Below are 24,165 nucleotides of genomic sequence, written 5' to 3'. Positions count from 1 at the left end.
GATGGGGGCGGGAGGATGCGTGCATGCAGGTCAAGGTTCTGATCGTGGAGGACGATCCGGATATGGCGGAGATTCTGTTCGATCTCGTGGAGGCGGAGGGATGGGCGCCGTTTCTCGCCGGCTCCGCCGAGGAGGCAGGCGCCTTCCTGTCGCGTGAAAGCGTTCATCTCGTCCTGCTCGATCACAATCTGCCGGGCGCGTCCGGGCGGACCTTCGCTCAGCGCATCCGCAGCACCCTGGATGTGGCGATCATCATGGTCACGGCGGCCGGCAGTTCGGCCGAGCGCGTGCTCGGGCTCGAAACGGCCGCGGATGATTACATCGTCAAGCCGTTCGAGCCGATCGAGCTTGCGGCACGCATGAAGGCGGTGCTTCGCCGCTCGATCCCGAGCGCCAAGCCGGAGCGCGGGCCGGATCTCGCATCCGCGCCCTCGGCGCTGACCCTCGGAGACTGGACGATCGACCTCAAGCGCCGGCTGGCCTCCTGCGAGGGGTCGCCCGGCAAGACGCTGACCGGCGCGGAGTTCGCGCTGCTGGAGCTCTTGGCCGAAACGCCGAACCAGCCCGTCAGCCGGGCGCAGATCCTCGAGCGGCTGGGCAGCGGCACGGAGCGCTATCTGGATCGCAATGTCGACGTGCTTGTCCTGCGGCTGCGTCGCAAGATCGAGCAGAACCCCGAACTGCCGCGCTTCATCAAGACGCGTCGCGGTCGCGGCTATATGCTGGAGGCTCCGGGGCGCGAGACCGACCCATGACGCATCGCGCCTACTTCTCTTCGATCGCCTTCCGGCTGCCGGCCGCCATTCTGCTCATCGGAGCGCTTGTCCTCGGCATCTCGGCTGTTGCCATTTTCGGCCTCCTCAAGGCGCGCAACGAGATGGCGACCTATGGCACCGAGGCATTCGTCAGCCTCGGCAAGTCGGCGATCGTGTCCAAGCAGGTGTCCGATCTCGTGTCCAGCGCTCCCTTCCTGATGAATGCGACCTCGCCCTACCGCATCTCCAGCGAGAGCCGCGCCGTGCTGACGCAGGTGGATGGACTGATGAGCATGCTCCGTCCGCGCTCCGAGCGGACGGCGGCGCGCTCCGATGGCCGCGTGCTCGCCCTGCTCGAGGCGATCCAGGAGCAGACGGTGATCATGATGCGCAACGCCGAGGCGGCGCAGGCGCACAAGTCGGATGCCGCCATCGCGCTGAGCCAGATCGCGACGCGCGACATCACCACCGTCCGGAACCTGCCGCCGAGCCTCAACACCATCGCCCAGTCAGCCTCGACCTCGGACAGCCTGTTTCAGCTCGGCGAGCTGCAGAGACGCTACGTGCGGGACCTCTCGATCGCCCAACTTGCCCCCGTCCGCCTGGATCGGGACGCGCTCGACGCGCATCAGCGCATCTTCGCCGCGCAGACCCGCTATCTTCGGGAAATGTTTTCCATCCGCGCGGCGATCACGCGGCTGCATACGGTGTCGCGTGCGCTGTCGCGCGCCGTCGAAGCGCAGAACGACAGCGTCGTGCGGAAGCTGGGAGAGGATGTGCGGGCGACGTCGCAGATGCTGCAGCGGCTCTTGAGCATCGTCTTCGCCACGGCGCTCCTCATGCTGCTCATTGCCGCCTTCGCCATCCGCTCCGTCATGCGGGTCTCGCGCGGGATCATCGATCTCTCCGCCGGCATGAATGCCCTGGCTGTCGGCCAGACGCTCGATGCCGCGCCGCGCTATCGCGGCAACGAAACCGAGCTCGTCCGCCTGGTCAATGCCTTCAGCGCCTTTCGGGACAATGTCGATCGCGTCAGCCGGATGCGGCGCAAGGCAGAGACCGCGGCACGGACCATTCGGGCGGTTTTCCGCAGCATGAACGAAGGGATCGCCGTCTTCGACCAGACAGGCAAGCCGCTTGCCATGAACCGCCGCGTCATCGAACTCGTCGGCCGCAGCAGCGCTGCGCGCAAGCTGCCCCTGCGCCGCTTCCTCGATATCCTTCCTGCCGCCGAGATCGGCACTTTGAAGGAGATGCTGGCGGACGACGACCGATGGACGAAGCCCTTCGTCTTTCGTCATCGCCGCGCCGACGGGCAGGTGGTCGAGGTTTCGCTCTCGCGCCAGAAGGACGGCGGCTTCGTTCTCCTGGCCCGCGATGTCACCGAAGCCGATCGCCAGGAGGCGGAGGCGGCGAAGGCGCAGCGGCTGGTGGGGATTACCCGCATGACGCACCAGCTGGCCCATGAGGTTGGCAATATGATCGGCATCGTGACCGGCAGTCTCGGCCTGCTGGAGCGCGAGACCGGCATCACCGATCGGCAAAGGCGGCATCTCAACCGCATTCGCAAGGCGGCAGACCGCGGCCGCGCCTTGTCCTCTAGCATGCTGTCCGTCGCCAGCCAGCAGCAGCTCTTCCCCGTCTCCGTCGATCTCAAGGCCGTCCTCACCGGCATGATCGACGTTCTGGAGATCGCCGTGGGTGAGCGCTGCCAGGTGACGCTTCGCGTCGCCCCGGACCTGTCGCCGGTCTTTCTCGACCCGGCCTTGTTCGAACAGTCGATCCTCAATCTTTGCCTGAACTCGGCAGCGGCCATGCCGAACGGCGGCGAGATCGCGATTGCAGCAGGCAATGACGCAACATCCGTGCTCGTCACGGTGTCCGACGAGGGCATCGGCATGACGCCCGAGGCAATCGACAAGGCCTTCGAGCCCTATTTCACGACACGGATCGAAGACGGCGGCGCCGGCCTCGGTCTCGCGACCGTCTACGGCTTCGTCCGCCAATCCGGCGGGGACGCCACGATCAAATCCAGACTCGGCCACGGCACGGAGGTCACGCTGACCTTTCCCAGGCACCCGAGCGGATCGATCCAACTCGGTCTCAACGTGGCTTCGTAGCTGTAATCAGACGAAGAGCCGATTTTCGTCCTCAGAAGCGTGATATCAAACAGCTCTGGTCTGAAACGACGCCAACCGAGAACCACCGATGCAGTTGCGCTATCAAATCGTCGCCCTCGCCATCGTGCCCTTGATCGTCGCCATCATGACGATCACCGCTTTTATCACCTGGCAGTCGACCCGGCTTGCGCAGAGCAGCATCGAGACCTTCGAGCGAAACATGCTGAAGGCGAAGGAGACCGAGCTTCTGAACCTGACCAACCTCGCTCTCTCCGCAATCCAGGATATCTATGCCAAGGCCGGGCCGGACGACATGGTGGCCAAGGAGCGCGTCCGGTCGATCCTCTCGTCGCTGGACTATGGCGTCGACGGCTACTTCTTCGTCTATGATTACGACGGCAACAATGTCGTCCATCCCCGGCAGAGCTTCCGCCCCGGCAGGAACTGGCTTGCCCTGACCGATCCGGATGGCGACCGGGTCATCGCCAACCTGATCGAGAAGGCGAAGGAGGGGGGCGGTCTGCATCGCTACAAGTGGGAGCAGCCGTCCACCGGCAAGATGGCCGACAAACTGTCCTTTGCCGCCGGCCTCGACAAGTGGCGCTGGATGGTGGGAACCGGTGTCTATCTCGACGAGGTCTATGCCCAGACCGCCGCCGCGAATGCCGATACGAGGCAGAATATCCGGGGCACCTTCGCGATCGTGGCGATGATCGCCGTGCCTGCGGTCCTGCTTGTCTTTGCGACCTGTATCTGGATCACCCTGAGCGAGCGGCGGCTTGCCGACCGGAAGCTCGCGGCGCTGACCCAGCGGGTCATCGACGCGCAGGAGGAGGAACGGGCAAGGCTTGCCCGCGAACTGCACGATGGCATCTCCCAGAGCCTGATCGGCGTGCGCTATGCGATCGATCTCGCCAGCCGCAGGGTCAGCAGCCATGCCGACGACGCCTCGGCCGCGATCGAGCGCGGTGCCGAGGCGCTGAACAGCGCGATCAAGGAGGTCCGGCGGCTTTCCCACGAACTGCGGCCGCGACTCCTGGACGATCTCGGCCTGACGCCGGCTCTCAAATCACTGGCGGCCAATTTCAGCGAGCGCACGGCGATCCGTGTCGAGATCGAGACGGAGGCGCCGGACCGGCTGAAACCGGAGGCGAGCACGGCGCTCTACCGCATCGCGCAGGAAGCGCTGACCAATGTCGAGCGCCATGCAGAGGCCTCGCGGGTCGACATCCGGCTCTGGAGCGAGCGTGGCCGCATGCGGATGACCATTGCCGATAATGGCACGGGGTTTCAAGCGCAGATGGGCCAGACGCCGAACTCGGGCGGACTGGGTCTTCGAAACATGGCTGAGCGAATGGCGCATTTCGGCGGCATCCTGCTGATCAAGTCCGGGGAAGGGGGAACTGTCCTGACGGCGATGCTGCCGAAGTCCGCCAACCGCCAGGGATCACAGGAAAGGGATGCCGCCTGATGCCCTCCGCCCCGATTTCCGTCCTCCTCGTCGACAATCACCCCCTCGTTCTGGATGGGTTGAGAGCGCTGCTCGGCACCTATGGAACCATCGCCGTCGTCGGCACGGCCGTGCTTGCCAGTGCCGGCGTGGAGGAGGCCAAACGGCTGCGGCCGCAGATCGTGCTGATGGACATCAACATGCCCCAGATGAACGGCATCGATGCGATCACCCTGTTCAAGTCCGCCGTTCCGGACACCCGCATCGTCATGCTCTCCATGCATGACAACCGCGAGTATATTTCCGCCTCCGTCCTGCGCGGCGCCTCCGGCTACATCCTGAAGGACGTGCCGACCGAGGAGATCGTTGCGGCGATCGAATGCGTCGCGGGCGGTGGAACCTATTTCTCGTCCGGCGTCTCCGACGTTCTTCTCGAACGCCACGACCAAAGTGGGCCGGCGGCGATCACGGCACGCGAGCGGGATGTCCTGCTGGCGCTCGCCTCCGGACGCAGCAACCGCGATGTGGCCCTCGCGCTGTCCATTTCCACGGCAACGGTGGAAACCCACCGAAAGAACATCAAGAAGAAGCTTGGCATAGCGAGCACCGCCGGTCTGATCCGCTATGTGATGGAGCATGGTCTGGCGCGGACCTCCACGGATGATCTACCCAGTTCTGGGTAGGACGGGCACTCGTCCGCGCAAGTGCCCTTGTCCAACCAGAACGGGACACGTACTAGTTTTCTTCAGATCCGGGAGTGGGTTCGGGAGGGAACATCATGGCGGGCCTTTTGGCAGTGTCGCGTCTTATCGACGCGGCAAACACATTCATTGGAAAAGCCGTTTCGTGGCTCATCCTGCTGGCGATCATCATCAGCGCGGTGAATGCGACGACGCGCAAGCTGTTCAACGTCAGCTCGAACGCCTGGCTTGAGGCGCAATGGTATCTGTTCTCGGCAGGCTTCCTGGTGGCTGCCGGCTATACGCTGCTGAACAACGAGCATGTGAAGGTCGATCTGGTCTATGGCCGACTGTCCCGCCGCACGCAGCTGTGGATCGAGATCCTCGGCACGCTGTTCTTCCTCTTCCCCTTCTGCCTGATCACCATCGCTCTCTCCTGGCCGCGCGTCACCTCGAAGTTCATCAGCGGCGAGATTTCGAATAATACCGGCGGTCTCATTCTCTGGCCGGTCTGGGCGCTCATCCCCCTCGGCTTCGGGCTGCTCGCCCTTCAAGGCCTGTCCGAGCTCATCAAGCGGATTGCCATCCTGCGCGGGGACCTGCCGGATGCCATCGCGCTCGCCGACGCCGAAGCACAAACACTCTAGGGCCGGATCACCGTCATGTTTGCTTTCTTTGCGGAAAATCTCGCCCCCATCATGTTCCTGTCGCTGATCGTCGTGCTGTTGCTCGGCTATCCCGTGGCATTCGCGCTGGCCTTCGTCGGCTTTGCCTTCGGCTTCGTCGGCATCGAGATGGGCCTTCTGCCGGTCAATCTCTTCGGCGCCATCCCGGATCGCATCTTCGGTCAGATGTCGAACGAAACGCTTCTCGCCATCCCCTTCTTCACCTTCATGGGCCTGATCCTGGAGCGAAGCGGAATGGCGGAGGAACTGCTCGACACGATCGGCCAGCTTTTCGGCCCCATTCGCGGCGGCCTCGCCTTCGCCGTCATCTTCGTCGGCGCGATCCTCGCCGCGACCACCGGCGTCGTTGCCGCCTCGGTCATTTCCATGGGCCTGATCTCGCTGCCGATCATGCTGCGCTATGGCTATGACCGGCGCGTTGCGGCCGGCACGATCGCCGCCTCAGGCACGCTGGCGCAGATCATCCCGCCAAGCCTCGTTCTGATCATCCTGGCCGACCAGCTCGGCCGCTCGGTCGGCGACATGTACAAGGGTGCGCTCGTCCCGGCTCTCATCATGGTGGGCGCCTATATCGGCTACATCGTCCTGATCTCGTTCCTGCAGCCGAAGAGCGTGCCGGCCCTGCCGCTGGAAGCGCGGTCGCTGCGCGGCTGGAAGCTGTTCAACAAGGTCATCATCTCGCTCGTCCCGCCGCTGGTGCTGATCTTCCTCGTTCTGGGCACGATCTTCATCGGCCTTGCCACGCCCACCGAAGGGGGCGCCATGGGCGCCGTCGGCGCGCTTGCGCTCGCGGCGCTCAACCGGCGCCTCAGCCTTGGCATCGTGACGTCGGCGCTCTACGCCACGGTCAAGCTGTCCTCCTTCGTTCTCTTCATCCTGCTCGGCGCCCGCGTCTTCTCGCTGACATTCTATGGCGTCAACGGCCATGTCTGGGTCGAGCATCTGATGACCTCGGTCCCGGGCGGCGAGATCGGCTTCCTGATCGTCGCGAACCTGCTGGTCTTCTTCCTGGCGTTCTTCCTCGATTATTTCGAGCTCGCCTTCATCATCGTGCCGCTGCTGGCGCCGGTGGCCGACAGTCTCGGGATCGATCTGGTCTGGTTCGGCGTCATGCTGGCGATCAACATGCAGACCTCGTTCATGCATCCGCCCTTCGGCTTCTCGCTGTTCTACCTGCGCTCCGTCGCCCCCTCGCGGGCCTACAAGGACCGGGTGACGGGTGCGACCATCCAGCCGGTGACCTCCGGGCAGATCTACATGGGCGCACTTCCGTATCTCGCCATCCAGCTGGTCATGGTCGCGGTCGTGATCCTCTTTCCCGGGCTCGTCACGCATTACAAGTCCGGTTCGTCCGACGTCGATCCGAACTCGATCCAGATCAACATTCCGATGCCGGGCGCAGGCGGCATGAACCCGTTCGCCGCACCGGACGCCTCCGGCGTGCCGTCGCCACCGAGCTTCGGCGCACCGCCGCCGCCCAGTTTCGGCGCACCGCCATCCGACGCCCCGCAGCCGGCGCAGCCGAGCTTCGATTCCCCGACACCGAGTTTCGGCACTCCGCCGAGCTCGAACCCTTGAAGACGCGGCGATCTGATCGACCGCAAGACGATCACCGAGGAGGACAAAGATGACCAAGGATGTAAGCCGTCGTGGCTTCATGACGAAAGGGGCGCTGGCCGGTGCGGCCGCAGCGGCCGGCTCGACGCTGGCTGCGCCGGCCATTGCCCAGAGCCTGCCCACTCTGCGCTGGCGCCTGACCTCGGGTTTCCCGAACAATCTCGACACCATCTATGGCGGCGCGGTCGTCATGGCGGATGCGCTGAACAAGATCACCGAGGGCAAGTTCCAGATCCAGGTGTTCCAGGCCGGCGAGCTGCTGCCGGGCGCGCAGGCGATCGATGCGGTGCGGGAGAACACCGTCGAGATCGCCCATACCTGCGGCTATTATTTCACCGGCAAGGATCCGACATTCGCGATCGGCTCGACCATTCCCTTCGGTCTCAACGGCCGCCAGCAGAATGCCTGGCTGTATCACGGCGGCGGCAACGAGGCCTACAACGAGTTCCTGTCGAACTACGGCGTCATCGGCATTCCGGGCGGCGCGACGGGCGCGCAGATGGGCGGCTGGTTCCGCAAGGAGATCAACAGCCTCGCCGATCTGAACGGCGTCAAGATGCGCATTGCCGGCGTGGCCGGCCAGGTCATGTCCCGCCTCGGCGTCGTGCCGCAGCAGCTGCCCGGCGGCGATATCTACCCCGCGCTCGAGCGCGGCACCATCGACGCCGCCGAGTGGATCGGCCCCTATGACGACGAGAAGCTGGGCTTCTACCAGATCGCCAAGAACTATTACTACCCGGCCTATTGGGAAGGCGGGCTGACGATCCACTTCTTCATCAACCAGGCGCAATATGCCGGCCTGCCCGACACCTACAAGGTGGCGCTGGACACCGCCTGCAAGGCGGCCAATATCAACATGCAGGCGCTCTACGACGTCAAGAACACCTCCGCCATCCGCTCGCTCGTGGCCAAGGGCGTACAGCTGCGCCCGCTTCCGCGCGATGTGATGGACGCAGCCTACAAGGCGTCGTTCGAGCTTTATGCCGAATACAGCCAGCAGCATCCGACCTGGGCCAAGATCTATCCGGGCTGGAAGAAATTCCGCGACGAGAGCTTCGAATGGTTCCGCGTCGCCGAATACAGCTATGACAGCTACATGTACGCAGCACAGGCTGCCGGTCGCTGATCGCCAACAGGACCGGAGGCGCGATCCTCCGGTCCTGTTCATGCAGCGTCCGCATCGCCAAGACACTACCGCGTACGCACTCGACTTTCGAAGACACTGATGACTCCCTTGCCGTGTCCGGTGATCGGGGCGACCGGGCGCCCCCCCCAACCGCCATGCGTGGACACCCCCTCAATGGCCGACGGTCGAGAAACCGGAGAGGCGTACGCCGCAGGGGTGGCACCACGCCCCGGGGGAAGGCGGCAACCTCCTGGCGGCGGGCTCTGCGTTTGGACGGGAACGGTCGCGAGCAGTCGGCTCCGTGATGGCGCCTGGCCTGCATGACAGCAAATCTGACTGAGCCCGGTCCACGCGAGGAACTGCCGGTGGCATGTCCAGTTTGCAGGAGCAACACGCGTGACAGGGCTGTCCATTGATCAACAAACCATACGACGGGACGCAGGAGGAGCGGACCCCTCGCTTTGGCTTTGCCTTTCGGGTGGCAATGCGTTGGGCGCCGTTCATGCCGACGCCTGGGAGGAGCTTGAGGCGCGGGCCCTCACTTCGAGCCTGATTGCCGGGTCCTCTATCTGGCCGGTCTTATCTTAAGGTCACCGTGTTCCACGATGCCAGCAGCCGCCCGCACAGAGTTCTCCTGTCGCAAAACCAGGCGCTTTTTCCAAACGGTATCAGCAAGGTCGATCTCCTCCAACGAACGAAGGGTAAGCCATCGCCTTTGGAGCCTATCTTCATTGCACCAAGATTCGGACTTGGCTCTTTGCGGCAGCGGGTTCACGGAGCGCGCCGATGATGGGGTCGTTCGGGCAAGATCTGTCCCCTTGGCAACCGGCGTCATCAACCGCCGGCCGAAGATGATGACCGGCAGCATGACGATGCGGAGAGGCGTTAGATCATCGCTGTCCGGACCTGATCTGGCATAGGGGTATGCCGGCGCGCGCAGCCTTTTTTCCGGCATCGCCTCTCTGGGCGAGAGGGCGGGTGCCGAAGGCCTCGTCAAACGGTGCGGATCGTCCCCCCATCGATGACGAACTCGGCGCCGTGGATCGCGGCGGCACGGTCGGAAGCGAGGTAGGCGATCAGGTCGGCCACCTCTTCGGGCTCGGCGCCCCGCCCGATCGGGATCCCGCCAAGGGCATCGAGCACGGACTGGCGCGCGTCCTCGATCGTCCCGCCATTGGCGGCCTGAAGCCGTTCGACAAAGTCTCCTGCCGCTTGGGTCATGATCCATCCCGGCGAGACAGAGTTCACGCGCACGCCCTTCTGGCCGAGCTCCTTCGATATCGACTTGCTGTAGGTTCGCAGCGCCGCTTTCGCAGCCGCATAGGCCGTGGTGGAGTCGGGCAGCGGCAGAACGGACTGGATGGAGGTGACATGGACCACCGTGCCCCTGCCGCGCTCGATCATCTGCGGGATCAACAGGCGATCGAGCCGGACGGCCGCCAACAGGTTGAGGTTCAGTTCGGCGAACCAGTGGTCGTCGGTCAGCGCGGCAAACCCGCCCGCCGGCGACTTCGAGCCGCCGATCACATGGGCGAGGATGTCGATGCCGCCCAGCCGCTCCAGGGCCGCCTTGGCGAGCGCTTCGCTGCCCGCGGCCGTCGCCAGATCCGCCTCGATATAATCGACGCCCTCGATGGGGCTGTTGGTCGCGCGGGCGGCCGTGATAATCCGGGCGCCTCCGGCCAGGAAGCGCTCGACCGTTGCGCGGCCCAAGCCCTTCGTGCCGCCGCTGACGAGCACGCGCTTGCCGGCGAACTCTGCAGGATCGGCCTTGATGGTCATAGCCTCACCTCCAAGGTCTCGATGGCGCCGTTCGAAAGGGTGAAGCGATAGGTGAACCGCAGCGGGCTGCCGGGGAAATCACCGCGAGCGGGACCTTCGACGATGACATTGCCTCCCTCTTCCCGAACGGTGTCGGGCACGAAGATCGCCTTGACGGCGATCACCTCATTCTCGAACAGGTGCCGGATGGCCTCCTGCCCCTCGAAGGACTTGCCATTGTCGATAAAGACGGCATCGGGCGAAAAGAACGCCACCATGCCGTCCAGATCGAGACGGGCGTTCGCCTCGATATAGTCGGCAATGGGCTTGGGTAGCTGCATGGACATGGTTATCTCCTCAATGGTGCGAGTTGAAGATAACCATAGACGGCACGCCCGATAATCGGCACAAAGCGGCATAGCGCGTCACGGAGATCGGGATAATGGCTCGCCATTCGCTCATCGAGCTGGAAGCGGTTCTGGCCATCGTCCGGTGCGGCTCGTTCCGGGCAGCGGCGCTCGATCTCGGCATGTCGACCACGGCCATCAGCAATGCGGTGGCCAAGCTCGAGCGGGAGCTTGCCGTTCGATTGTTCAACCGCACGACGCGCAGCGTCTCGCTCACCCATGCGGGGCGGATCTTCGTCGCCCAGATCACGCCATCGCTCGAAGGCATCCAGAAGGCGATGAACACCGCGCGCGCCCAGCAGGAAACGCCCTCCGGCACCCTGCGCATCAATGCCTTCGCGACGGCGGCGCGCGAGATCATGGCGCCCCTGGTCCTCACCTACATGCAGCGCTATCCGCAGGTTCATATCGACATCGTTACCGAAGGGCGGCTGGTCGATGTCGTGGCGGCCGGCTTTGATCTCGGCGTGCGCAGCGCAGATCTGGTGCCGAGCGACGCCATCGCCATACCGCTGGGCCAGATGCGCCGCATGGCGGTTGCCGCTTCGCCTGCCTTCTTCCAGGGCAGGACTATCCCGCACGTGCCGCAGGAGCTGCTCAGCCACCCATGCATTCGCGTAAGGCTCCCGAACGGCGCCCTGTTTCGCTGGCGCTTCGAGAAGGGCGGCGAGGCGTTGCAGATCGACGTCGAAGGCCCGGTCACCCTCGACGAAGCCTCCCTGGCCCGGATCGCGGTCATCAACAGCGTGGGGATCGGCTATTTCATGGAGACCGATATCCGCGACGACATTGCGGCGGGACGGCTTATCCGCATTCTGGAGGACTGGACGCCGCCGCTCGCACCGCTGTGCCTCTATTATCCCAGTCGCCGCAACGCCTCCGCGGCCTTCCAGGCCTTCATCGCGCTCGCGCGCGACTTTGCCGCCGGACGGCTCACCGCACCCTGAGCCCGCTGATGCCTCCGCAAAACACAATGCATCCCCAAGCCGGCAAGTCGATGATGGGGCGGGTGGAAGGCAAGCAGTGTGACAAACTGCCGCCTGCTGCCGGCTAGGCATCTTGGTCAAACTGGGCGCACCGCAGGGAGGGGAACTCCCAGATGTCAGGCCTACAGCGATGTCAAAGACCGTCGATGATCAGCCGGCGCGACTGACGGTGCGAAACGGCATTGGCGGCAGACCCTTCCGTCGCCGCCGATGCATCAGTCGGTAAAAGCCTTTGGTCGCGGAGGAAGCGCTTCTCCTCCAGGTCGCGGTTGTCCTCGACTTCGACTTCGGACTTGCGGACCGTGTCAGACATCGTCTCCTCGCGCTCTGTTGCGGTCTTTCTCAGCTCGATCTCCCCGACGACGCGGGCTTCCTTGTTGATTGCAGCTTCCTCGCAATGCTCCTCGGCCTCGATGGTCCGATCGACGAACGCGAACGCGGCCGTTGTTGAGGTCGCGCTTGCCGACGCGACGTTCTTCTCCGACGACCGGGATGACGTCCTCGCCATCGGCTTCGAGAGGTCGACGCGCGGCCAGTCAGCCTGTAGTTGAACTTGTCGGCGAGCGGGCGTAACGTCCTTACGGCGTCAACGGAAAGCGTACGCTGGAAGAAGGGCGCGCGCTAAGCCATCAGCACGCGGGCCATCCCCACCTCGGCTCCGCTGTCGAAGACCGTGACACGACCCGGAAACCGAATCCACAACTCGTCGACGATCTCGATCTTTCGCATGTGCCTCGTCTTGAACCGACGGAACGATCGTCGCCCGTCATAGTAAAAGATCGCTGAACAGGAAGGCGCGAGAGCTGGGGTGCGACTTGGTTGGTAAAACCGCCAATCTCAGGACGTCGAGAACCGCCCCAGCTCATTTTGGGAACACAGGAAGCAGAATTGAAAGTCTTCATTTACGGAACGCTGAAGCAGGACTTTCCGCTTCACGACAAGGGTCTTGAGAACGCGCGCTACATCGGTGAGGTCCAGACCGTGCAGCCTTATCCGCTCTTTATCGCAGGAAGCTTCTTCGGGCCGATGATGCTGGACCGGCCGGGAGAAGGGCTGCGCGTTAGGGGCGAGCTCTACGAGATCGACGACGGGCGTCTTCCCGTGCTGGACGAGCTGGAGGCCGTCGGCGAAGCCGGAAGCTTCCGGTCCCGTGTGGATGTCGTGCCACTTGCGGGAGGAGATCATCTTTCAGCGGTTGCTTTCTTCAAGTCGGAAACGTGGCTCCGGCCGCTTCATGAGGGGCCTCTCGCAGACTATCAGGACCGTCGGTTTGTTCCGCCGTGGGAGCGTTGAAGGAAGGGCAAGGACGACGCGCCACATAGCAAGGGTCCCTGTCGGCCGGTTCCGGCTTCGCCGGGATCGACCTCGTGACTGGCCGTGTTCATCAGGAGTTTCCCGAACCATACGCCAACATCGACAAAGGCGGCAAAGGCGAATCCGAGACGATCGGGGCTCGGAGTTGTTGGGTTTCGACCTGGACCGCCGAGCTGTCTACGATCGAGTTCCTGTCTGCAGGGACTAAAGGACTTCGTCCCCGTTTTAGCGAATGTTCTCATTGCACGGAAAACTCGATGCGGGTGCCGGCGGGGCGTCAACCGGATGGGAACCGGATGACGTCTGCGGTGCGCGGTGCGATCTCCGCCGTCACGGCGCTGACGAGCGCTTCGGCGGCGAAGGGTTTCTGAAGCCGGGGATACTGCGCGATTTCTTCCGGAAACTCCGCATATCCCGACGCGACGATGATGGGCATGTTGGGATGGCTGACACGGACGGCCGCAGCAAGCTGAGCCCCTGTCATGCCGGGCATCGCGTAGTCGGTGAGAAGGCAACCGATCTCGGGATGACGGCGCACGACCTCCAGCGCCTCCACGCCGTTTGTGGCGGAATGGACCTTGGCTCCGGCTTCCAGCAGGACGTCTTCCGTACTCATCAGGATCAGCGGCTCGTCATCGACGACGAGGACAACCACGTGCTGTAGGGGACGGGTGGGTATCGAGCGAGTCTCGCGGGGGCCGCTTTCAATGACGACGTCCGCGGCATCCGAAACCGGGAGCCAGATATCCACGCGCGTGCCCTGTCCCTTCCGGCTCGTGATCTCGAGAAAGCCGCCGGACTGTTCGGCGAAGCCGCTCACCATGGCTAGCCCGAGGCCGGTGCCTCGGCCGACCCCCTTCGTGGTGAAGAATGGCTCGCGTGCCCGCGCGAGCGTCGCCTCGTCCATTCCGGTTCCATTGTCGATGACACTCACGCGCACGAAGCGCTCCTCGACGGGCGTACCCGGCGGCGACTCCGGACGGTCTGCTACGATCCGTATATCGCCTTCCTCCATGGCATCCCGAGCGTTCACGGCGAGGTTGAGAAGCGCCATCTCCAACTGGTTGGGATCGGCTTGTACGGATGGGAGTCCGGGGGGCAGTTCGAGGTTCAGTGCGATACGGGGGCCGAGCGACCGCGAGATCATCTCCTTCATCCCATCCACCAGCATCCGGATATCGATCGGTTGCGGGTTCAGGTCCTGACGTCGCGCGAAGGACATCATCCGTTGCGTCAGAGCCGCTCCCCGCTTGGCCCCTTCCATGGCGTTGTCGACCATCCGCAGAGCCCGATCGTCGGAAGAGACACGCTTGCGCAGCATTTCGAGACTTCCAAGGACGACCGCCAGGACATTGTTGAAGTCATGGGCGATGCCGCCGGTCAATTGCCCCACGGCCTCCATCTTCTGCGCCTGCCTGAGCGAGGCTTCGGCACTCTTCCTCGCCGTCTCGTCCACCAAGCCGCCAACCGCTCTGAGAACGTTTCCATCCTCGTCACGCTCGACCCGAGACGTCGAGACCACGTCGATGATCTCACCCTCCCGCGTGACCAATCTGTATTCCCGCTCGTGGGTCTCATCCGCCGAGAGCAGGGTCTTCCAGTCGGCTAGGCGCTGGCGCGCAGATTCCTCCGTCATGAAGTTGATGAGCGGACGTCCGATCACGGCGTCCCGGTCGTAGTGCATCAGGGCCAGCCACGCATCGCTTACCTCCTCAATCCGTCCTTCGACATCGAGCGAGTGGAGCGGCAGAGGCGTCCGGCGGTAAAGCAGTCTGAACTGCTCTTCGCTCCGCTTGAGCGCAAGCGCTTCGCGTGTGACGAGCGCGGCGAACCGTCGATCGAACATCGCTGCCACGATCGCTGCAACCAGAATGAGGAACGTGATCGAAGCCACGGCCAAAGCCAGCGTTCCCTGGTCCACGGTGGCCGGAGCCGCTTCTTCGGCGACGGTTGCATGAATGCCGAAAGATGCGGCCTGCATGCCCGCGAAGTGCATCCCGGACACCGCCAGTCCCATCGCGGCGGCAGCCTGGCTTTTCCGGACGAAGCCGCCGCCACGGAAGGCGAGCCACAGGGCGGAGATCGACGCTCCGATGGCAATGAACACGGAGAGTGCCACCCACGCCGCCTCGTATGACGGTGTGGCATGCATTCTCATCGCTGCCATACCGACATAATGCATCGCGAGGATGCCGATACCCATGAACAGTCCGCTCAGCAGAAGGGCGGCTGTCCCGGCCTGCGGGCGAGAAACGACCGCGAAACCTCCCCCGGTAACCGCTACGGCGATGAGAAGCGAAAGGACCGTGAGGAACGGATCATAGGCGACCGTCATGTCCGGAACGGAATAGGCCAGCATTGCGACGAAATGCATGGACCAGATGCCGCCGCCCATGCAAATGGCTGCGGCAGCCAGCCAGGCACGGGATCCGAGCCTTGAGGATGCCTCGCCGATACGCGCCGCAATGTCCAGTGACGTGTAGGATGCAGCCACGGCAATCAGCACCGCCAGTATGACCAGACTGGTACTATGAGTTCCAACCAACCCGCATCCTCCTGCGCTCTGCAGCGTCTTCCGGCTGCAACCTGCCTCGGGATGTTTCCATCTTCAGGCAAACCGTTTCAAGGGAATCCTCATGCAGTTGCGATCAGCATCGAGGGTCTAGAGGAGAGTGAGAGAAGTTCGTGCCGTTGATGGACAAGATTTTCATAATGGTTCTTCTACTGAGTACAGTATGTATTTCGATTACCGAATGTACGGCTGTTGCGGGAGGTGAACTGGCCTCAACAGTGGAGCTTTGCAGTCTATCCATTGCTCCGGCGTCAATGGGTTGCCGTGGGTGAGACGATACCGTCACGCAAATTGATCTTGAGAATTGGCTGAAAGCGCGCGTCTCGAACCCGTATGGCCGTTATCCGCACCTGTTCGCCGTTGCGCATAAAAGCCGCCGCCATCTCTCGCAAACATGAGGCAGCACGAGCAGCAGCCGCGTCACTGTCAACGAAGTGCACCGCTTCCCGGGTCTCGACGACCTCGTCTCCGAAACAGATATCGAAATAGAAGGCTTGCATACTCACTCCAGCATTGTGTGGCGGGCGAAGGAGCAAACACTGAAATGAAACGCAAGTTCTGTGCGGTTCCAGACGGTGGGCCAAGCGGCTTTGGTTCCACTTGCCACCCTGCATTCCGCGATTATCCTCAGAGCTCTCGATTCAGAAAAGGACTATCTACCGGGAGACTTCTCATGTTGTTTCGCGATGAACGTGCAGTACAAGAAATCACACCTCCTCAGCGCTTTGCCTGCCTGCAAGAGACGGCGACGTGCTCACCAACTGCCAATGCATCCACTCAGACCGTGTTGCAGGCATTTAGCAGGTACTTGGATAGTCTCTATCCGAAAGAAGACCCCGACAGACGCCACTGAACTTTCCTCGCCAACACGACAGGCCGAGGGCATCTGACCGTGCGGCCAGTCAACCTCGGATCGACCGCTGATGGGGCGGAACAGTGCCTCGCTCCCATAGTTCGTTGCCAACCGAAGGGAGATGGAGGCAGCAGGCAATGAAGGTAAAGTTTTTCACCGATGACGGAAGACGCATCGATGAAGATGGCGGTTCGGAATTCGTCGATCAATCCGCAGCAGAGCAGGAAGCGCTCGTCGGGCTGGTTGATTGGCTACGGGAACACGACATCAACGCCTTGCCCTATCAGGCGGCGGTCATTGCGAACAATGCGGACGGCCGACCGCTGTTTCGAATGACGCTCCGTGCGACAATCGATCGTTTCGACGGGGAGCACACTGATGGCGTCGGCTAGCAGCGCCATGGATTTGGCTTATCGGTTGGTTCGAACAAGACAGCCGGCAGCGAATCAAGGGTGCTGGGGAACATGCCGAGAATGCTCGGAAGGCCTCATCTTCCCACGCGTGATGCAGTCCTCCCCCTAGACCGTCGTCGCAGCCGTGCCTTCGAGAAGGCAATCCAGTCTGCCATGGCCGGGCACCCATATGTATACCACGTAAATCCGCAGTCTCGCGCTCAGCTTCGTACGGTATCTGACAGAACTCCTTCGCGCGACCCAAATCTAGCTAGATACCGACTGCGAGCATTCGTCTAAACCGATTTGATCCGAGGCAATGTTCGTATCTTTGCGTCGCATATGAGGCACTGAGAGGGACCTGCCGTGGGCCACCCATTACTGCTCATCGTTGAGGACGAGAGGCTCCTTCACCTCTTTTTGGAGGACGTTCTCTCAGCCGCCGGGTTCGCTGTGGTGCTTTCAGCAAATGGTGATGATGGGCTTGCTGAACTGGACGCAGATATTGGCCGCTTCTCCGGTTTGATCACGGATATCAGGCTGGGTAGTAAGGCAAACGGGTGGGATGTCGCACGGCACGCACGCGAGCTGAACCCGTCGATACCGGTCGTCTATATGACCGGCGATAGCAGCCATGAGTGGGCGGCTCAGGGTGTTCCAGGCAGCGTGGTGCTGACAAAACCCTTTGCCGAAGCACAACTCATCACCGCAATTTCGCAGTTGATGAACACTGCGCAAACGCCGATTTAGGTCTCTTTCAAAGCGACACGGGGTCGTGACCTCTGTCGCCGCTCCGGGTGTTGGGCAGCCTGCAATGAAGGGAGGCTGTGCAGGACGAACCAGGAGTGACAATGATTGACGACATGGTCCTCCTTGGCCGCAACTCGCCAGCCATAGTGGCGAGCCTCGTTTCATAGCGAGGAATGGCCTGAAGACCAGCCGCTAGAATTCTTTGAATTTTTTTGAGCAGCTGTCGCTTTATTCAGTAAGCAAAAGCCGACGCTGTAGCTGGCCGCCGAATGCGGCCATTCCTCATGGATCAAGGTAGCTGCCAAAGGCTTCCAGGTGTCTCCGAGCAGTGAGCTCAATCTTCGACGGGCGTTTCTTGGGTGGCAAAACGCCCGCCGACGCTTCGGTATCAAGCTGGCGCGTCCCACCCGCCGATCTGGGAATAGATGGCATTGCGCAGCGCGCGGACATCGCGATTGAGGGCTGCCAGTTCCTGCGGCGTCTGGGTCGAAGCGGCGAGCAGCGTATCGCTGAGGCAGCCGGCCCGATGCTGGAGGGCGCGGCCTTGCTCGGTCAGCGAGACGACCACCTGGCGCTCATTGTGCTGATTGCGCGTGCGGCTGAGCAAGCCACCCGCTTCCAGCCGCTTGAGAAGCGGTGTCAGCGTGCTCGATTCCAGCGCCAGCGCTTGAGCGATCGCTCCGACAGTCTGGTCCCCGTCCCGCCAGAGTACGTTAAGGACAAGATATTGCGGATAGGTCAGGCCGAGCTCATCGAGAAGCGGCTTGTAGGCACGCTGGATCGCGATTCCCGCTGTGTAGATCGCGTAACAGAGCTGATCGTGAAGCGCGGGCGGGTCATTGTGGGCGGCGGGGTCCGGCCGGGATGTTGTCATCGAAGGCACTCCTGTTTCCACTTATCTAATAAGCTTCACCACAAAAAACAATATCGCGATAAGAAAGGGGTTGACGATTGGAGGCAGAGCTGGCAGCTTATTTATATCGCGATAAAGGTTATCGCAGGAAACAAAAAGGAGATCATCATGTCCATCCTGAAGACGCTCGCTACCGCCGCCTTCGCCAGCGCCGCCATGCTGACCGCTGGCGCCAGCCATGCCGCCGATCGCATCCCGGCCGACCAGGCGGTCAAGAATGTCGTGCTCGTTCATGGCGCCTTTGCCGATGGGTCGGGCTGGAAGTCGGTCCACAGCCTGCTGACCGACCTGGGCTATCACGTCACCATCGTTCAGAATCCGCTGACCTCGCTTGCCGATGATGTCGCGGCCACCAAGCGAGCGCTGGAGCGGCAGGATGGACCGGCCATCCTCGTCGGCCATTCCTGGGGCGGGACGGTGATCACCGAAGCGGGCGTCGACTCCAAGGTCGCAGGCCTGGTTTATGTCTCTGCTTTTTCGCCTGACGCCGGCGAGACCAGCGCCCAGCAATATGAGGGCTTCGAACCGGCCAAGGACTTCGTGCTCGAAACGACGGCCGACGGCTTCGGCTATATCCGCCCCGACAAGTTCAAGGCCGGCTTTGCCCATGACGTCAGCGACGCGGACGCTGCCTTCATGCGGGACGCGCAGGTGCCCATCAACATGTCCGCCTTCGGCACCGTTCTGAAGAACGCTGCCTGGAGGACGAAGCCGAGCTGGGCCGTTATCGCCACGGAAGACAAGGCCTTCGACCAGGCCATGCTCATCCACATGGCCGAGCGGATCAAGGCAAAGGTCACCAAGGTTTCCGCCAGCCATGCCCTGTTCATGACGCAGCCGGGCGTGATCGCCGAAACGATCGACGCGGCCGCCAAGTCGGTCTCCGTCAAGTAAGTCACCACGGACGCGCATCGAGGCAGGCTTTGCCTCGATGCTTCTAGAGGCATCTCTGGAGCGAGGCGCGCCTAGACGGGATCCTGATCGGCCAGCGTCGGCGCATTCATGATCAGCGCATCCCGCCTTGGATGCCGCCCCTCCAAACGACGATCGACCTGTGCCTGAAGGTCCAGGTTCGATCGGCCGGCACCCGAACACGCTCGGCATCGCGGCACCTCACCGCATCCACGAACCAACCGCTGCAACCCTGCCGAAACCCACGCAACCCGCGTCGGGAACGGCGACCGTTACATCTGAAATTTGATGGAAATGATAAAATAATACGGAAACGGCAGTTTCCGGCCTGTCATCGACAACCGTGATTCACCGAGGAAGACCCATGACCCCACCCTCCCATCAGACCGAGAAGGTCGCGAAAACCCTCGATCAGGATGCGGCCCGGTTCGACTTCATCGTCTGCGGTGCCGGCTCCAGCGGATCGGTCGTGGCAGCGCGTCTGGCCGAATGCGGCGGGCCGCGGGTGCTGCTGCTCGAAGCCGGCGGCGATGCCGCCGCCGACTGTGTCAGCGAGCCGGGGCAGTGGCCGCTCAATCTGGGCTCGCAGCGTGACTGGGGTTTTGTCGGCGAGCCGACGCGGGGCCTTGCCGGCCGTCGGTTGCCCCTGAACATGGGCAAGGGACTCGGCGGCGGCTCGAGCATCAATGTCATGGTCTGGGCGCGGGGGCACAAGCAGGATTGGGAGCACTTCGCCGCTGAGGCCGGCGATGCGGGATGGTCCTACGAATCCGTGCTCGGCTATTACCGGCGGATCGAGGACTGGCAGGGCGTGCCGGATCCAATCCGCCGTGGCACGGGCGGACCTGCGCATGTCGAACAACCGCAGACACCGCAGCCTGTTGCCCATGCACTGCTGAGCGCGGCCGCTGCCGCAGGCATCCCGGTCTTCGACACGCCGAATGGCGCGATGATGGAAGGCGAGGGCGGTGCGGCCATTGCCGAGCTGCGCATCAAGGACGGAAAGCGCCAGACGGTTTACCAGTCCTATGTCGAGCCGCTCGAACACAAACGAAACTTGACGGTCATCACCGGCGCGATGGTGTCGCGGCTGCTGTTCGAAGGCAAGCGTGTGGTCGGCGTCGAGGCGATCGTGGATGGCCAGCGCCGGCAGTTTCGCGCTTCTTTCGAGACCATTCTCTCGCTCGGCGCCATCCAGACCCCCAAGCTCTTGCTGCAGTCGGGCATCGGCCCGAGCGCGATGCTCTCGCGGCATGGCATAGCGGTCGTCGAGGACCTGCCCGGTGTTGGCGAAAACCATCAGGATCACCTCGCTTTCGGCTGCACCTGGGCCTATCGCAAGCCGGAGAGCGTCGGCGGCAGCGGATGCGAAGCGACGCTCTACTGGAAGAGCGACTCCCGGCTCACCCAGCCGGACATCCTGCAGTGCCAGCTCGAATTCGCCGTTCCCTCGCCGGTCGAAGCGGGGCTCGAAACCCCGGCGCAGGGCTGGACCATGTTTGCCGGTCTCGCGCAGCCGAAGAGCCGGGGCCGGCTGCAGCTTTCCGGGCCGAATGTCGAGGATCCATTGCTGATCCAGCCGAATTCTTTGAGCGAGCCGGAGGATGTCGAGGCGGCGATCGCGGCCGTGGAACTCTGCCGCGAACTTGGCAACAGTGCCGCCTTTGCGCCGCTGGTCACAGGCGAGACCGCGCCCGGCGCCCGCGACCGGCGGGGGTTGATCGATTTCCTTCGCCGCGCCGGCATTACTTTCTGGCATCAGTCCGGCACCGCCAAGATGGGGCGCGACCCTCTCTCGGTCGTGGATCATCAGTTGAAGGTCCACGGCATCAAGGGGCTGCGCATCGCCGACAGCTCGATCATGCCGCGCATCACCACCGGCAACACCATGGCGCCCTGCGTGGTAATCGGCGAGCGCGCCGCCGACATGATCCGCGCCCAACACGACCTTTGAATCGGAAGCTGCCCGGCCTCACTCCCTCTGCGTGAGGTGAGGCCGGAGCCGGCGCGTCGGCCATTCCCAGAAAGATCCGTTATGCTCGATCAAGTCCGCCCCGTGCCCATCGTCGAGGCTGCAGCCCTCGAAGCCGACATCCACGGCACCTTCGCCGCTTACCGCGCGACCCATCCGCTCATCGCGCTCGCGGGCGGCGGCTATGTCGTGCTGCGCTATGCGGATGTCGAGCGGCTGATGAGCGATCCGCGCCTGCAGGCCACCGAGACCGCCCTGCCGCATCAGGCGGGGCTGACCAAAGGCGCGCTCTTCGACCTGTTCGAACACGGCATGCTGACGGCGAACCGCGAGACGCATGCCCGCCGCCGCGCCGCCGTGTCTTGCGCTTTGGCGCGGGAGAGCCTGGAGCGTTTCCGCCAGCATGTCCGCGACGCAGCCTCCCACTTGATCGATGCTTATTTGGATGACGGGAGGCTCGAGCTTGTCTCCGGTTATGCGCGGAGGCTTCCGGTCCTGGCGCTCGCGCGCCTGCTCGATCTGGCGGATGATGCGTTGCCGGCATTCGAGCGGGATGTTCTGACCATGAACGCCTTCTTCCGGCCGGGACCGACGCCGGCGGCAGTCGATGCTGCGGAAGGGGCGGCTTCGCGCCTGCAGAACGCCCTCGGCGACCGTCTCGATCAGGTGGACGTAGAACGATCCGGGAGCTTCTTCTCGACATACAAGACCATTGCGGGCGAGAATCAGCTCTCGCCGCTCGAAGCGCTGATGCAGATCGTCTCCGTGGTGCTGGGCGGCAGCGACACGACGCGCGCGGCGATCGTTGTCATGGTCGGGCTGCTTGCTGAGCGCGGCCTCTGGCAGGAGGTGCGTCGCCAGCCCGCGCTCATCGGTGCGGTCGTGTCGGAATCGCTGCGCTGCGAGCCGGCCGTCGGCTCGGTGCCGCGGCTGACTGTCGAGGAGATCGAGCTCGACGGCACGGTCGTTCCGGCCGGGCGTCCCGTCCTGCTCAGTACGATGTCCGCTCTTCGCGACCCGGATGTCTTCCCCAATCCCGATGCCTTCGACCTCACGCGCCCGCCCTTGCGCTGGCACCCCATGTTCGGCGGCGGCGAGCATCGCTGCCTGGGCGAAGCTCTCGCCAAGATCGAGATGGAGGAGGCGCTTTCGGTGCTCCTGGCCAGCCTTCCCGATCCGCGTATCGACGGGCAGGGGCTAACCATCCATGGTCATGCAGGTGTCCGCAAGGTCGATGAACTGACGCTTCGCTGGCACTGAGCAGCCGGCCGAAAAGATAGGCCCGAGCTGTCTTTCGAAGCGAGGCGCGGCGACCCTATCCCATGCGCACCGGTCCAGCCACGCTCAATGACACGAACGGGCGAGCAGCGCGGTCGATACCAGGAGCAAAAGAGGCTCATCATGCCCATCACCCGTCTCGACAAGAGCCTCACGAGCCGCACCGCGGCTGGCCTCTGGTGCCTGAGCGAGCGCCTGGAGCGCCTTATGCCGATCCTTCTCGAGGCCTTTGGCTCGGCAGCCATGGCATCGATCCATTTCTCGCCCCTCTATCCGCTTCCGGACGATCGCCCTGCGGCCGAGAGACATTCAGAGCCGCTCGACCTCGACGGAACGAGAACCGCAAAGACGAGGTCACCCGGTCATGACAGGCCGCAGCCTGCCTCCCACTCTTCAGCTCCTGTCCCACTGCATGGAGGACGTGAATGAACCGCTCGACCGCCATCTGTTCAGCCGCACCCGACCGGCCATGCTGCAAGCGGAGAGGACAACCAATCCGGATCGCGCCAGAGCCTGCCTCGGCCGCGCCGCCTGCCAAGGGAGCTGCGCCATGAAACATGTCCTGGTCATCGACGACGATCCCACCCTTCGCGGCATCCTGGTCGATTATCTCTCGCAGCATGCCCTGAAGGTGACAGGCTTGAGCGGCAGCCGGGATCTGCAGCGGATCCTGAATACCGAGCCGGTTGATCTCTTCATCATCGACCTCAATCTCGGCCGCGAGGATGGGCTGGATATCGTCAAGCGGCTGGCAGGCACGGCGAATGGCCCGATCATCATCATGAGCGGCGATCGGATCGAGGAAGCCGACAAGGTGGTCGGCCTTGAACTGGGCGCCAGCGACTATCTCACCAAGCCCTTTGGAACGCGCGAATTGCTGGCCCGCGTGCGCGCTTCGCTGCGCGAACGTCCGGCGCCGGCGTCGAAGAAGGACCGAACCATCTATCGCTTCGCCGAGTGGCAGTTGAACGTCAAGCTGCGGCGCCTTGCCCGGCCGGAAGGGGAGGTGAAGCTGACGGCCGGCGAGTTCAACCTCCTGACCGCCTTTTTGCGCGCCCCCCGGCAGATCCTCTCGCGCGAACAGCTTCTCTCGGCAAGCCGTGTCCATGACGAGGAGGTCTACGATCGCAGCATCGATGTCCTCATCCTCCGCCTGCGGCGAAAGCTCGAGGAGGACGCCTCGCGGCCGAAGCTGATCCGCACCGAACGCGGCGTCGGCTACCTGCTCGATGCCGATGTCGAGGTCAGCCGCTGAGGCGGATGACGAACAGGGAATGATGATGATGAGACACGTCCATATAGTCTCCGAGCTGCAACTGCCTTGGCTGCGTCGCATTGGATTTCTGGTGCTCCCGCGTCGTCTCCTGCGCCTGCTGGCGCGGCAAAGGGCGCTTGATCATCTCCGCAACCTGCCGGACCATTTGCTGAAGGACATCGGCCTGTCGCGCTTTGACGTCGTCTTCCCGGACGCTGGGCCCTTTGATCGGGATGCCGCGGAGCGGAAGGGCAGCTCGGTTTGCGCAGACCCAGACTCAGCAGAACCCAGCCGAGCTTCCGCACGGTCTTTATTTCCCGAGCCGTTCGCATAAATCCAAGGTAAGGCCCGAGCATGTGGACGCAT

The 24,165-nt window shown here is 63.3% G+C and carries 23 protein-coding genes; 16 read left to right on the top strand and 7 right to left on the bottom strand.

Annotated elements, in window-relative coordinates; all coding sequences use genetic code 11:
- Positions 1-23: 23 nt before the first annotated feature.
- From U8330_RS14530 to U8330_RS14500, 7 genes are all read left to right on the top strand, one after another.
- Entirely contained in the window at positions 24-755 is a 732-nt protein-coding gene (locus U8330_RS14530; protein WP_323105973.1) for a response regulator transcription factor, read from the top strand.
- Positions 752-2,875 carry an ATP-binding protein gene (locus tag U8330_RS14525; protein ID WP_323105972.1) on the top strand — a complete coding sequence of 708 codons (2,124 nt, stop codon included), beginning with the start codon at positions 752-754 and terminating at the stop codon, positions 2,873-2,875. The genes U8330_RS14530 and U8330_RS14525 overlap by 4 nt, the downstream gene beginning before the upstream one ends.
- Positions 2,876-2,963: 88 nt before the next feature.
- Positions 2,964-4,346, top strand: coding sequence for a cache domain-containing protein (locus U8330_RS14520; protein ID WP_323105971.1), 1,383 nt, complete (start codon positions 2,964-2,966; stop codon positions 4,344-4,346).
- Positions 4,346-5,008, top strand: a complete 663-nt coding sequence (locus U8330_RS14515) for a response regulator transcription factor (protein ID WP_323105970.1) — start codon at positions 4,346-4,348, stop codon at positions 5,006-5,008. Before U8330_RS14520 ends, U8330_RS14515 begins: the two co-directional genes overlap by 1 nt.
- Positions 5,009-5,103: 95 nt before the next feature.
- Positions 5,104-5,652, top strand: coding sequence for a TRAP transporter small permease subunit (locus tag U8330_RS14510; protein WP_323105969.1), 549 nt, complete (start codon positions 5,104-5,106; stop codon positions 5,650-5,652).
- Between the two features lie 15 nt (positions 5,653-5,667).
- Positions 5,668-7,269, top strand: a complete 1,602-nt coding sequence (locus U8330_RS14505) for a TRAP transporter large permease subunit (protein ID WP_323105968.1) — start codon at positions 5,668-5,670, stop codon at positions 7,267-7,269.
- A gap of 49 nt (positions 7,270-7,318) precedes the next feature.
- Positions 7,319-8,434 carry a TRAP transporter substrate-binding protein gene (locus tag U8330_RS14500; RefSeq protein ID WP_323105967.1) on the top strand — a complete coding sequence of 372 codons (1,116 nt, stop codon included), beginning with the start codon at positions 7,319-7,321 and terminating at the stop codon, positions 8,432-8,434.
- 993 nt (positions 8,435-9,427) lie between these two features.
- Here the strand turns inward: U8330_RS14500 and U8330_RS14495 are convergent.
- Together U8330_RS14495 and U8330_RS14490 are read right to left on the bottom strand one after the other, a co-directional pair.
- Positions 9,428-10,216 carry an SDR family oxidoreductase gene (locus tag U8330_RS14495; protein ID WP_323105966.1) on the bottom strand — a complete coding sequence of 263 codons (789 nt, stop codon included), beginning with the start codon at positions 10,214-10,216 and terminating at the stop codon, positions 9,428-9,430.
- Positions 10,213-10,542 carry a nuclear transport factor 2 family protein gene (locus tag U8330_RS14490; RefSeq protein ID WP_323105965.1) on the bottom strand — a complete coding sequence of 110 codons (330 nt, stop codon included), beginning with the start codon at positions 10,540-10,542 and terminating at the stop codon, positions 10,213-10,215. The genes U8330_RS14495 and U8330_RS14490 overlap by 4 nt, the downstream gene beginning before the upstream one ends.
- Before the next feature lie 95 nt (positions 10,543-10,637).
- On the opposite strand from U8330_RS14490, the gene U8330_RS14485 reads away from it, so the two are divergent.
- Positions 10,638-11,549 carry a LysR family transcriptional regulator gene (locus tag U8330_RS14485; RefSeq protein WP_323105964.1) on the top strand — a complete coding sequence of 304 codons (912 nt, stop codon included), beginning with the start codon at positions 10,638-10,640 and terminating at the stop codon, positions 11,547-11,549.
- A gap of 172 nt (positions 11,550-11,721) precedes the next feature.
- Here U8330_RS14485 and U8330_RS14480 read toward each other — a convergent pair whose 3' ends face one another.
- The gene (locus U8330_RS14480; RefSeq protein ID WP_323105963.1) at positions 11,722-12,096 is read right to left on the bottom strand and encodes a DUF2382 domain-containing protein; all 375 of its coding nucleotides are present in this window, start codon (positions 12,094-12,096) and stop codon (positions 11,722-11,724) included.
- A 380-nt stretch (positions 12,097-12,476) separates the two neighbouring features.
- Here U8330_RS14480 and U8330_RS14475 point away from each other — a divergent pair, with 380 nt between their 5' ends.
- Positions 12,477-12,881: a gamma-glutamylcyclotransferase family protein gene (locus tag U8330_RS14475; RefSeq protein ID WP_323105962.1), complete on the top strand. Its 405-nt coding sequence runs from the start codon at positions 12,477-12,479 to the stop codon at positions 12,879-12,881.
- Positions 12,882-13,179: 298 nt separating this feature from the next.
- On the opposite strand, the gene U8330_RS14470 is transcribed toward U8330_RS14475, so the two are convergent.
- Both U8330_RS14470 and U8330_RS14465 read right to left on the bottom strand, forming a co-directional pair.
- On the bottom strand, positions 13,180-15,396 hold the full coding sequence (locus U8330_RS14470; protein WP_323105961.1) for an MHYT domain-containing protein: 2,217 nt from the start codon (positions 15,394-15,396) through the stop codon (positions 13,180-13,182).
- Positions 15,397-15,725: 329 nt separating this feature from the next.
- Positions 15,726-15,974 (bottom strand): DUF6894 family protein, encoded by a 249-nt coding sequence (locus U8330_RS14465; protein WP_323105960.1) that lies wholly within the window; start codon positions 15,972-15,974, stop codon positions 15,726-15,728.
- A 490-nt stretch (positions 15,975-16,464) separates the two neighbouring features.
- On the opposite strand from U8330_RS14465, the gene U8330_RS14460 reads away from it, so the two are divergent.
- Positions 16,465-16,719, top strand: coding sequence for a DUF6894 family protein (locus tag U8330_RS14460; protein WP_323105959.1), 255 nt, complete (start codon positions 16,465-16,467; stop codon positions 16,717-16,719).
- Between the two features lie 366 nt (positions 16,720-17,085).
- The gene (locus U8330_RS14455; protein WP_323105958.1) at positions 17,086-17,469 is read left to right on the top strand and encodes a response regulator; all 384 of its coding nucleotides are present in this window, start codon (positions 17,086-17,088) and stop codon (positions 17,467-17,469) included.
- 388 nt (positions 17,470-17,857) lie between these two features.
- Here the strand turns inward: U8330_RS14455 and U8330_RS14450 are convergent, their stop codons facing one another.
- Complete coding sequence (locus tag U8330_RS14450; protein WP_323105957.1) at positions 17,858-18,343, bottom strand: MarR family transcriptional regulator; 486 nt, start codon at positions 18,341-18,343, stop codon at positions 17,858-17,860.
- A gap of 147 nt (positions 18,344-18,490) precedes the next feature.
- Here U8330_RS14450 and U8330_RS14445 point away from each other — a divergent pair, with 147 nt between their 5' ends.
- From U8330_RS14445 to U8330_RS14430, 4 genes are all read left to right on the top strand, one after another.
- Positions 18,491-19,276 carry an alpha/beta hydrolase gene (locus U8330_RS14445; RefSeq protein ID WP_323105956.1) on the top strand — a complete coding sequence of 262 codons (786 nt, stop codon included), beginning with the start codon at positions 18,491-18,493 and terminating at the stop codon, positions 19,274-19,276.
- Positions 19,277-19,658: 382 nt separating this feature from the next.
- Positions 19,659-21,248 (top strand): GMC family oxidoreductase, encoded by a 1,590-nt coding sequence (locus U8330_RS14440; RefSeq protein ID WP_323105955.1) that lies wholly within the window; start codon positions 19,659-19,661, stop codon positions 21,246-21,248.
- An 81-nt stretch (positions 21,249-21,329) separates the two neighbouring features.
- A complete protein-coding gene (locus U8330_RS14435) occupies positions 21,330-22,526 on the top strand; it encodes a cytochrome P450 (RefSeq protein ID WP_323105954.1) in 1,197 nt (398 codons plus the stop codon).
- A 568-nt stretch (positions 22,527-23,094) separates the two neighbouring features.
- A complete protein-coding gene (locus tag U8330_RS14430) occupies positions 23,095-23,799 on the top strand; it encodes a response regulator (protein WP_323105953.1) in 705 nt (234 codons plus the stop codon).
- Here U8330_RS14430 and U8330_RS14425 read toward each other — a convergent pair.
- Entirely contained in the window at positions 23,789-23,944 is a 156-nt protein-coding gene (locus U8330_RS14425; protein ID WP_323105952.1) for a hypothetical protein, read from the bottom strand. The genes U8330_RS14430 and U8330_RS14425 overlap by 11 nt on opposite strands.
- Between U8330_RS14425 and U8330_RS22430 the strand changes: the two genes are divergently transcribed.
- Positions 23,891-24,133, top strand: a complete 243-nt coding sequence (locus U8330_RS22430) for a DUF1127 domain-containing protein (protein WP_416236924.1) — start codon at positions 23,891-23,893, stop codon at positions 24,131-24,133. The two genes, U8330_RS14425 and U8330_RS22430, sit on opposite strands and share 54 nt — an antisense overlap.
- Positions 24,134-24,165: the final 32 nt, after the last annotated feature.

It is taken from the genome of Rhizobium sp. CC-YZS058 (assembly GCF_034720595.1).
In the GTDB taxonomy this organism is placed as follows: domain Bacteria; phylum Pseudomonadota; class Alphaproteobacteria; order Rhizobiales; family Rhizobiaceae; genus Ferranicluibacter.
Note: the sequence above shows the minus strand (reverse complement) of the source record. Positions and strands in the feature narration are given on the sequence as shown.

Bases quoted from the DNA above. Each gene is read 5' to 3' on its own strand.
- U8330_RS14530 (WP_323105973.1), top strand. From the start codon at position 24: ATGCAGGTCAAGGTTCTGATCGTGGAGGACGATCCGGATATGGCGGAG.
- U8330_RS14525 (WP_323105972.1), top strand. From the start codon at position 752: ATGACGCATCGCGCCTACTTCTCTTCGATCGCCTTCCGGCTGCCGGCC.
- U8330_RS14520 (WP_323105971.1), top strand. From the start codon at position 2,964: ATGCAGTTGCGCTATCAAATCGTCGCCCTCGCCATCGTGCCCTTGATC.
- U8330_RS14515 (WP_323105970.1), top strand. From the start codon at position 4,346: ATGCCCTCCGCCCCGATTTCCGTCCTCCTCGTCGACAATCACCCCCTC.
- U8330_RS14510 (WP_323105969.1), top strand. From the start codon at position 5,104: ATGGCGGGCCTTTTGGCAGTGTCGCGTCTTATCGACGCGGCAAACACA.
- U8330_RS14505 (WP_323105968.1), top strand. From the start codon at position 5,668: ATGTTTGCTTTCTTTGCGGAAAATCTCGCCCCCATCATGTTCCTGTCG.
- U8330_RS14500 (WP_323105967.1), top strand. From the start codon at position 7,319: ATGACCAAGGATGTAAGCCGTCGTGGCTTCATGACGAAAGGGGCGCTG.
- U8330_RS14495 (WP_323105966.1), bottom strand. From the start codon at position 10,216: ATGACCATCAAGGCCGATCCTGCAGAGTTCGCCGGCAAGCGCGTGCTC.
- U8330_RS14490 (WP_323105965.1), bottom strand. From the start codon at position 10,542: ATGTCCATGCAGCTACCCAAGCCCATTGCCGACTATATCGAGGCGAAC.
- U8330_RS14485 (WP_323105964.1), top strand. From the start codon at position 10,638: ATGGCTCGCCATTCGCTCATCGAGCTGGAAGCGGTTCTGGCCATCGTC.
- U8330_RS14480 (WP_323105963.1), bottom strand. From the start codon at position 12,096: ATGGCGAGGACGTCATCCCGGTCGTCGGAGAAGAACGTCGCGTCGGCA.
- U8330_RS14465 (WP_323105960.1), bottom strand. From the start codon at position 15,974: ATGCAAGCCTTCTATTTCGATATCTGTTTCGGAGACGAGGTCGTCGAG.
- U8330_RS14460 (WP_323105959.1), top strand. From the start codon at position 16,465: ATGAAGGTAAAGTTTTTCACCGATGACGGAAGACGCATCGATGAAGAT.
- U8330_RS14450 (WP_323105957.1), bottom strand. From the start codon at position 18,343: ATGACAACATCCCGGCCGGACCCCGCCGCCCACAATGACCCGCCCGCG.
- U8330_RS14445 (WP_323105956.1), top strand. From the start codon at position 18,491: ATGTCCATCCTGAAGACGCTCGCTACCGCCGCCTTCGCCAGCGCCGCC.
- U8330_RS14440 (WP_323105955.1), top strand. From the start codon at position 19,659: ATGACCCCACCCTCCCATCAGACCGAGAAGGTCGCGAAAACCCTCGAT.
- U8330_RS14435 (WP_323105954.1), top strand. From the start codon at position 21,330: ATGCTCGATCAAGTCCGCCCCGTGCCCATCGTCGAGGCTGCAGCCCTC.
- U8330_RS14430 (WP_323105953.1), top strand. From the start codon at position 23,095: ATGAAACATGTCCTGGTCATCGACGACGATCCCACCCTTCGCGGCATC.
- U8330_RS14425 (WP_323105952.1), bottom strand. From the start codon at position 23,944: ATGATCAAGCGCCCTTTGCCGCGCCAGCAGGCGCAGGAGACGACGCGG.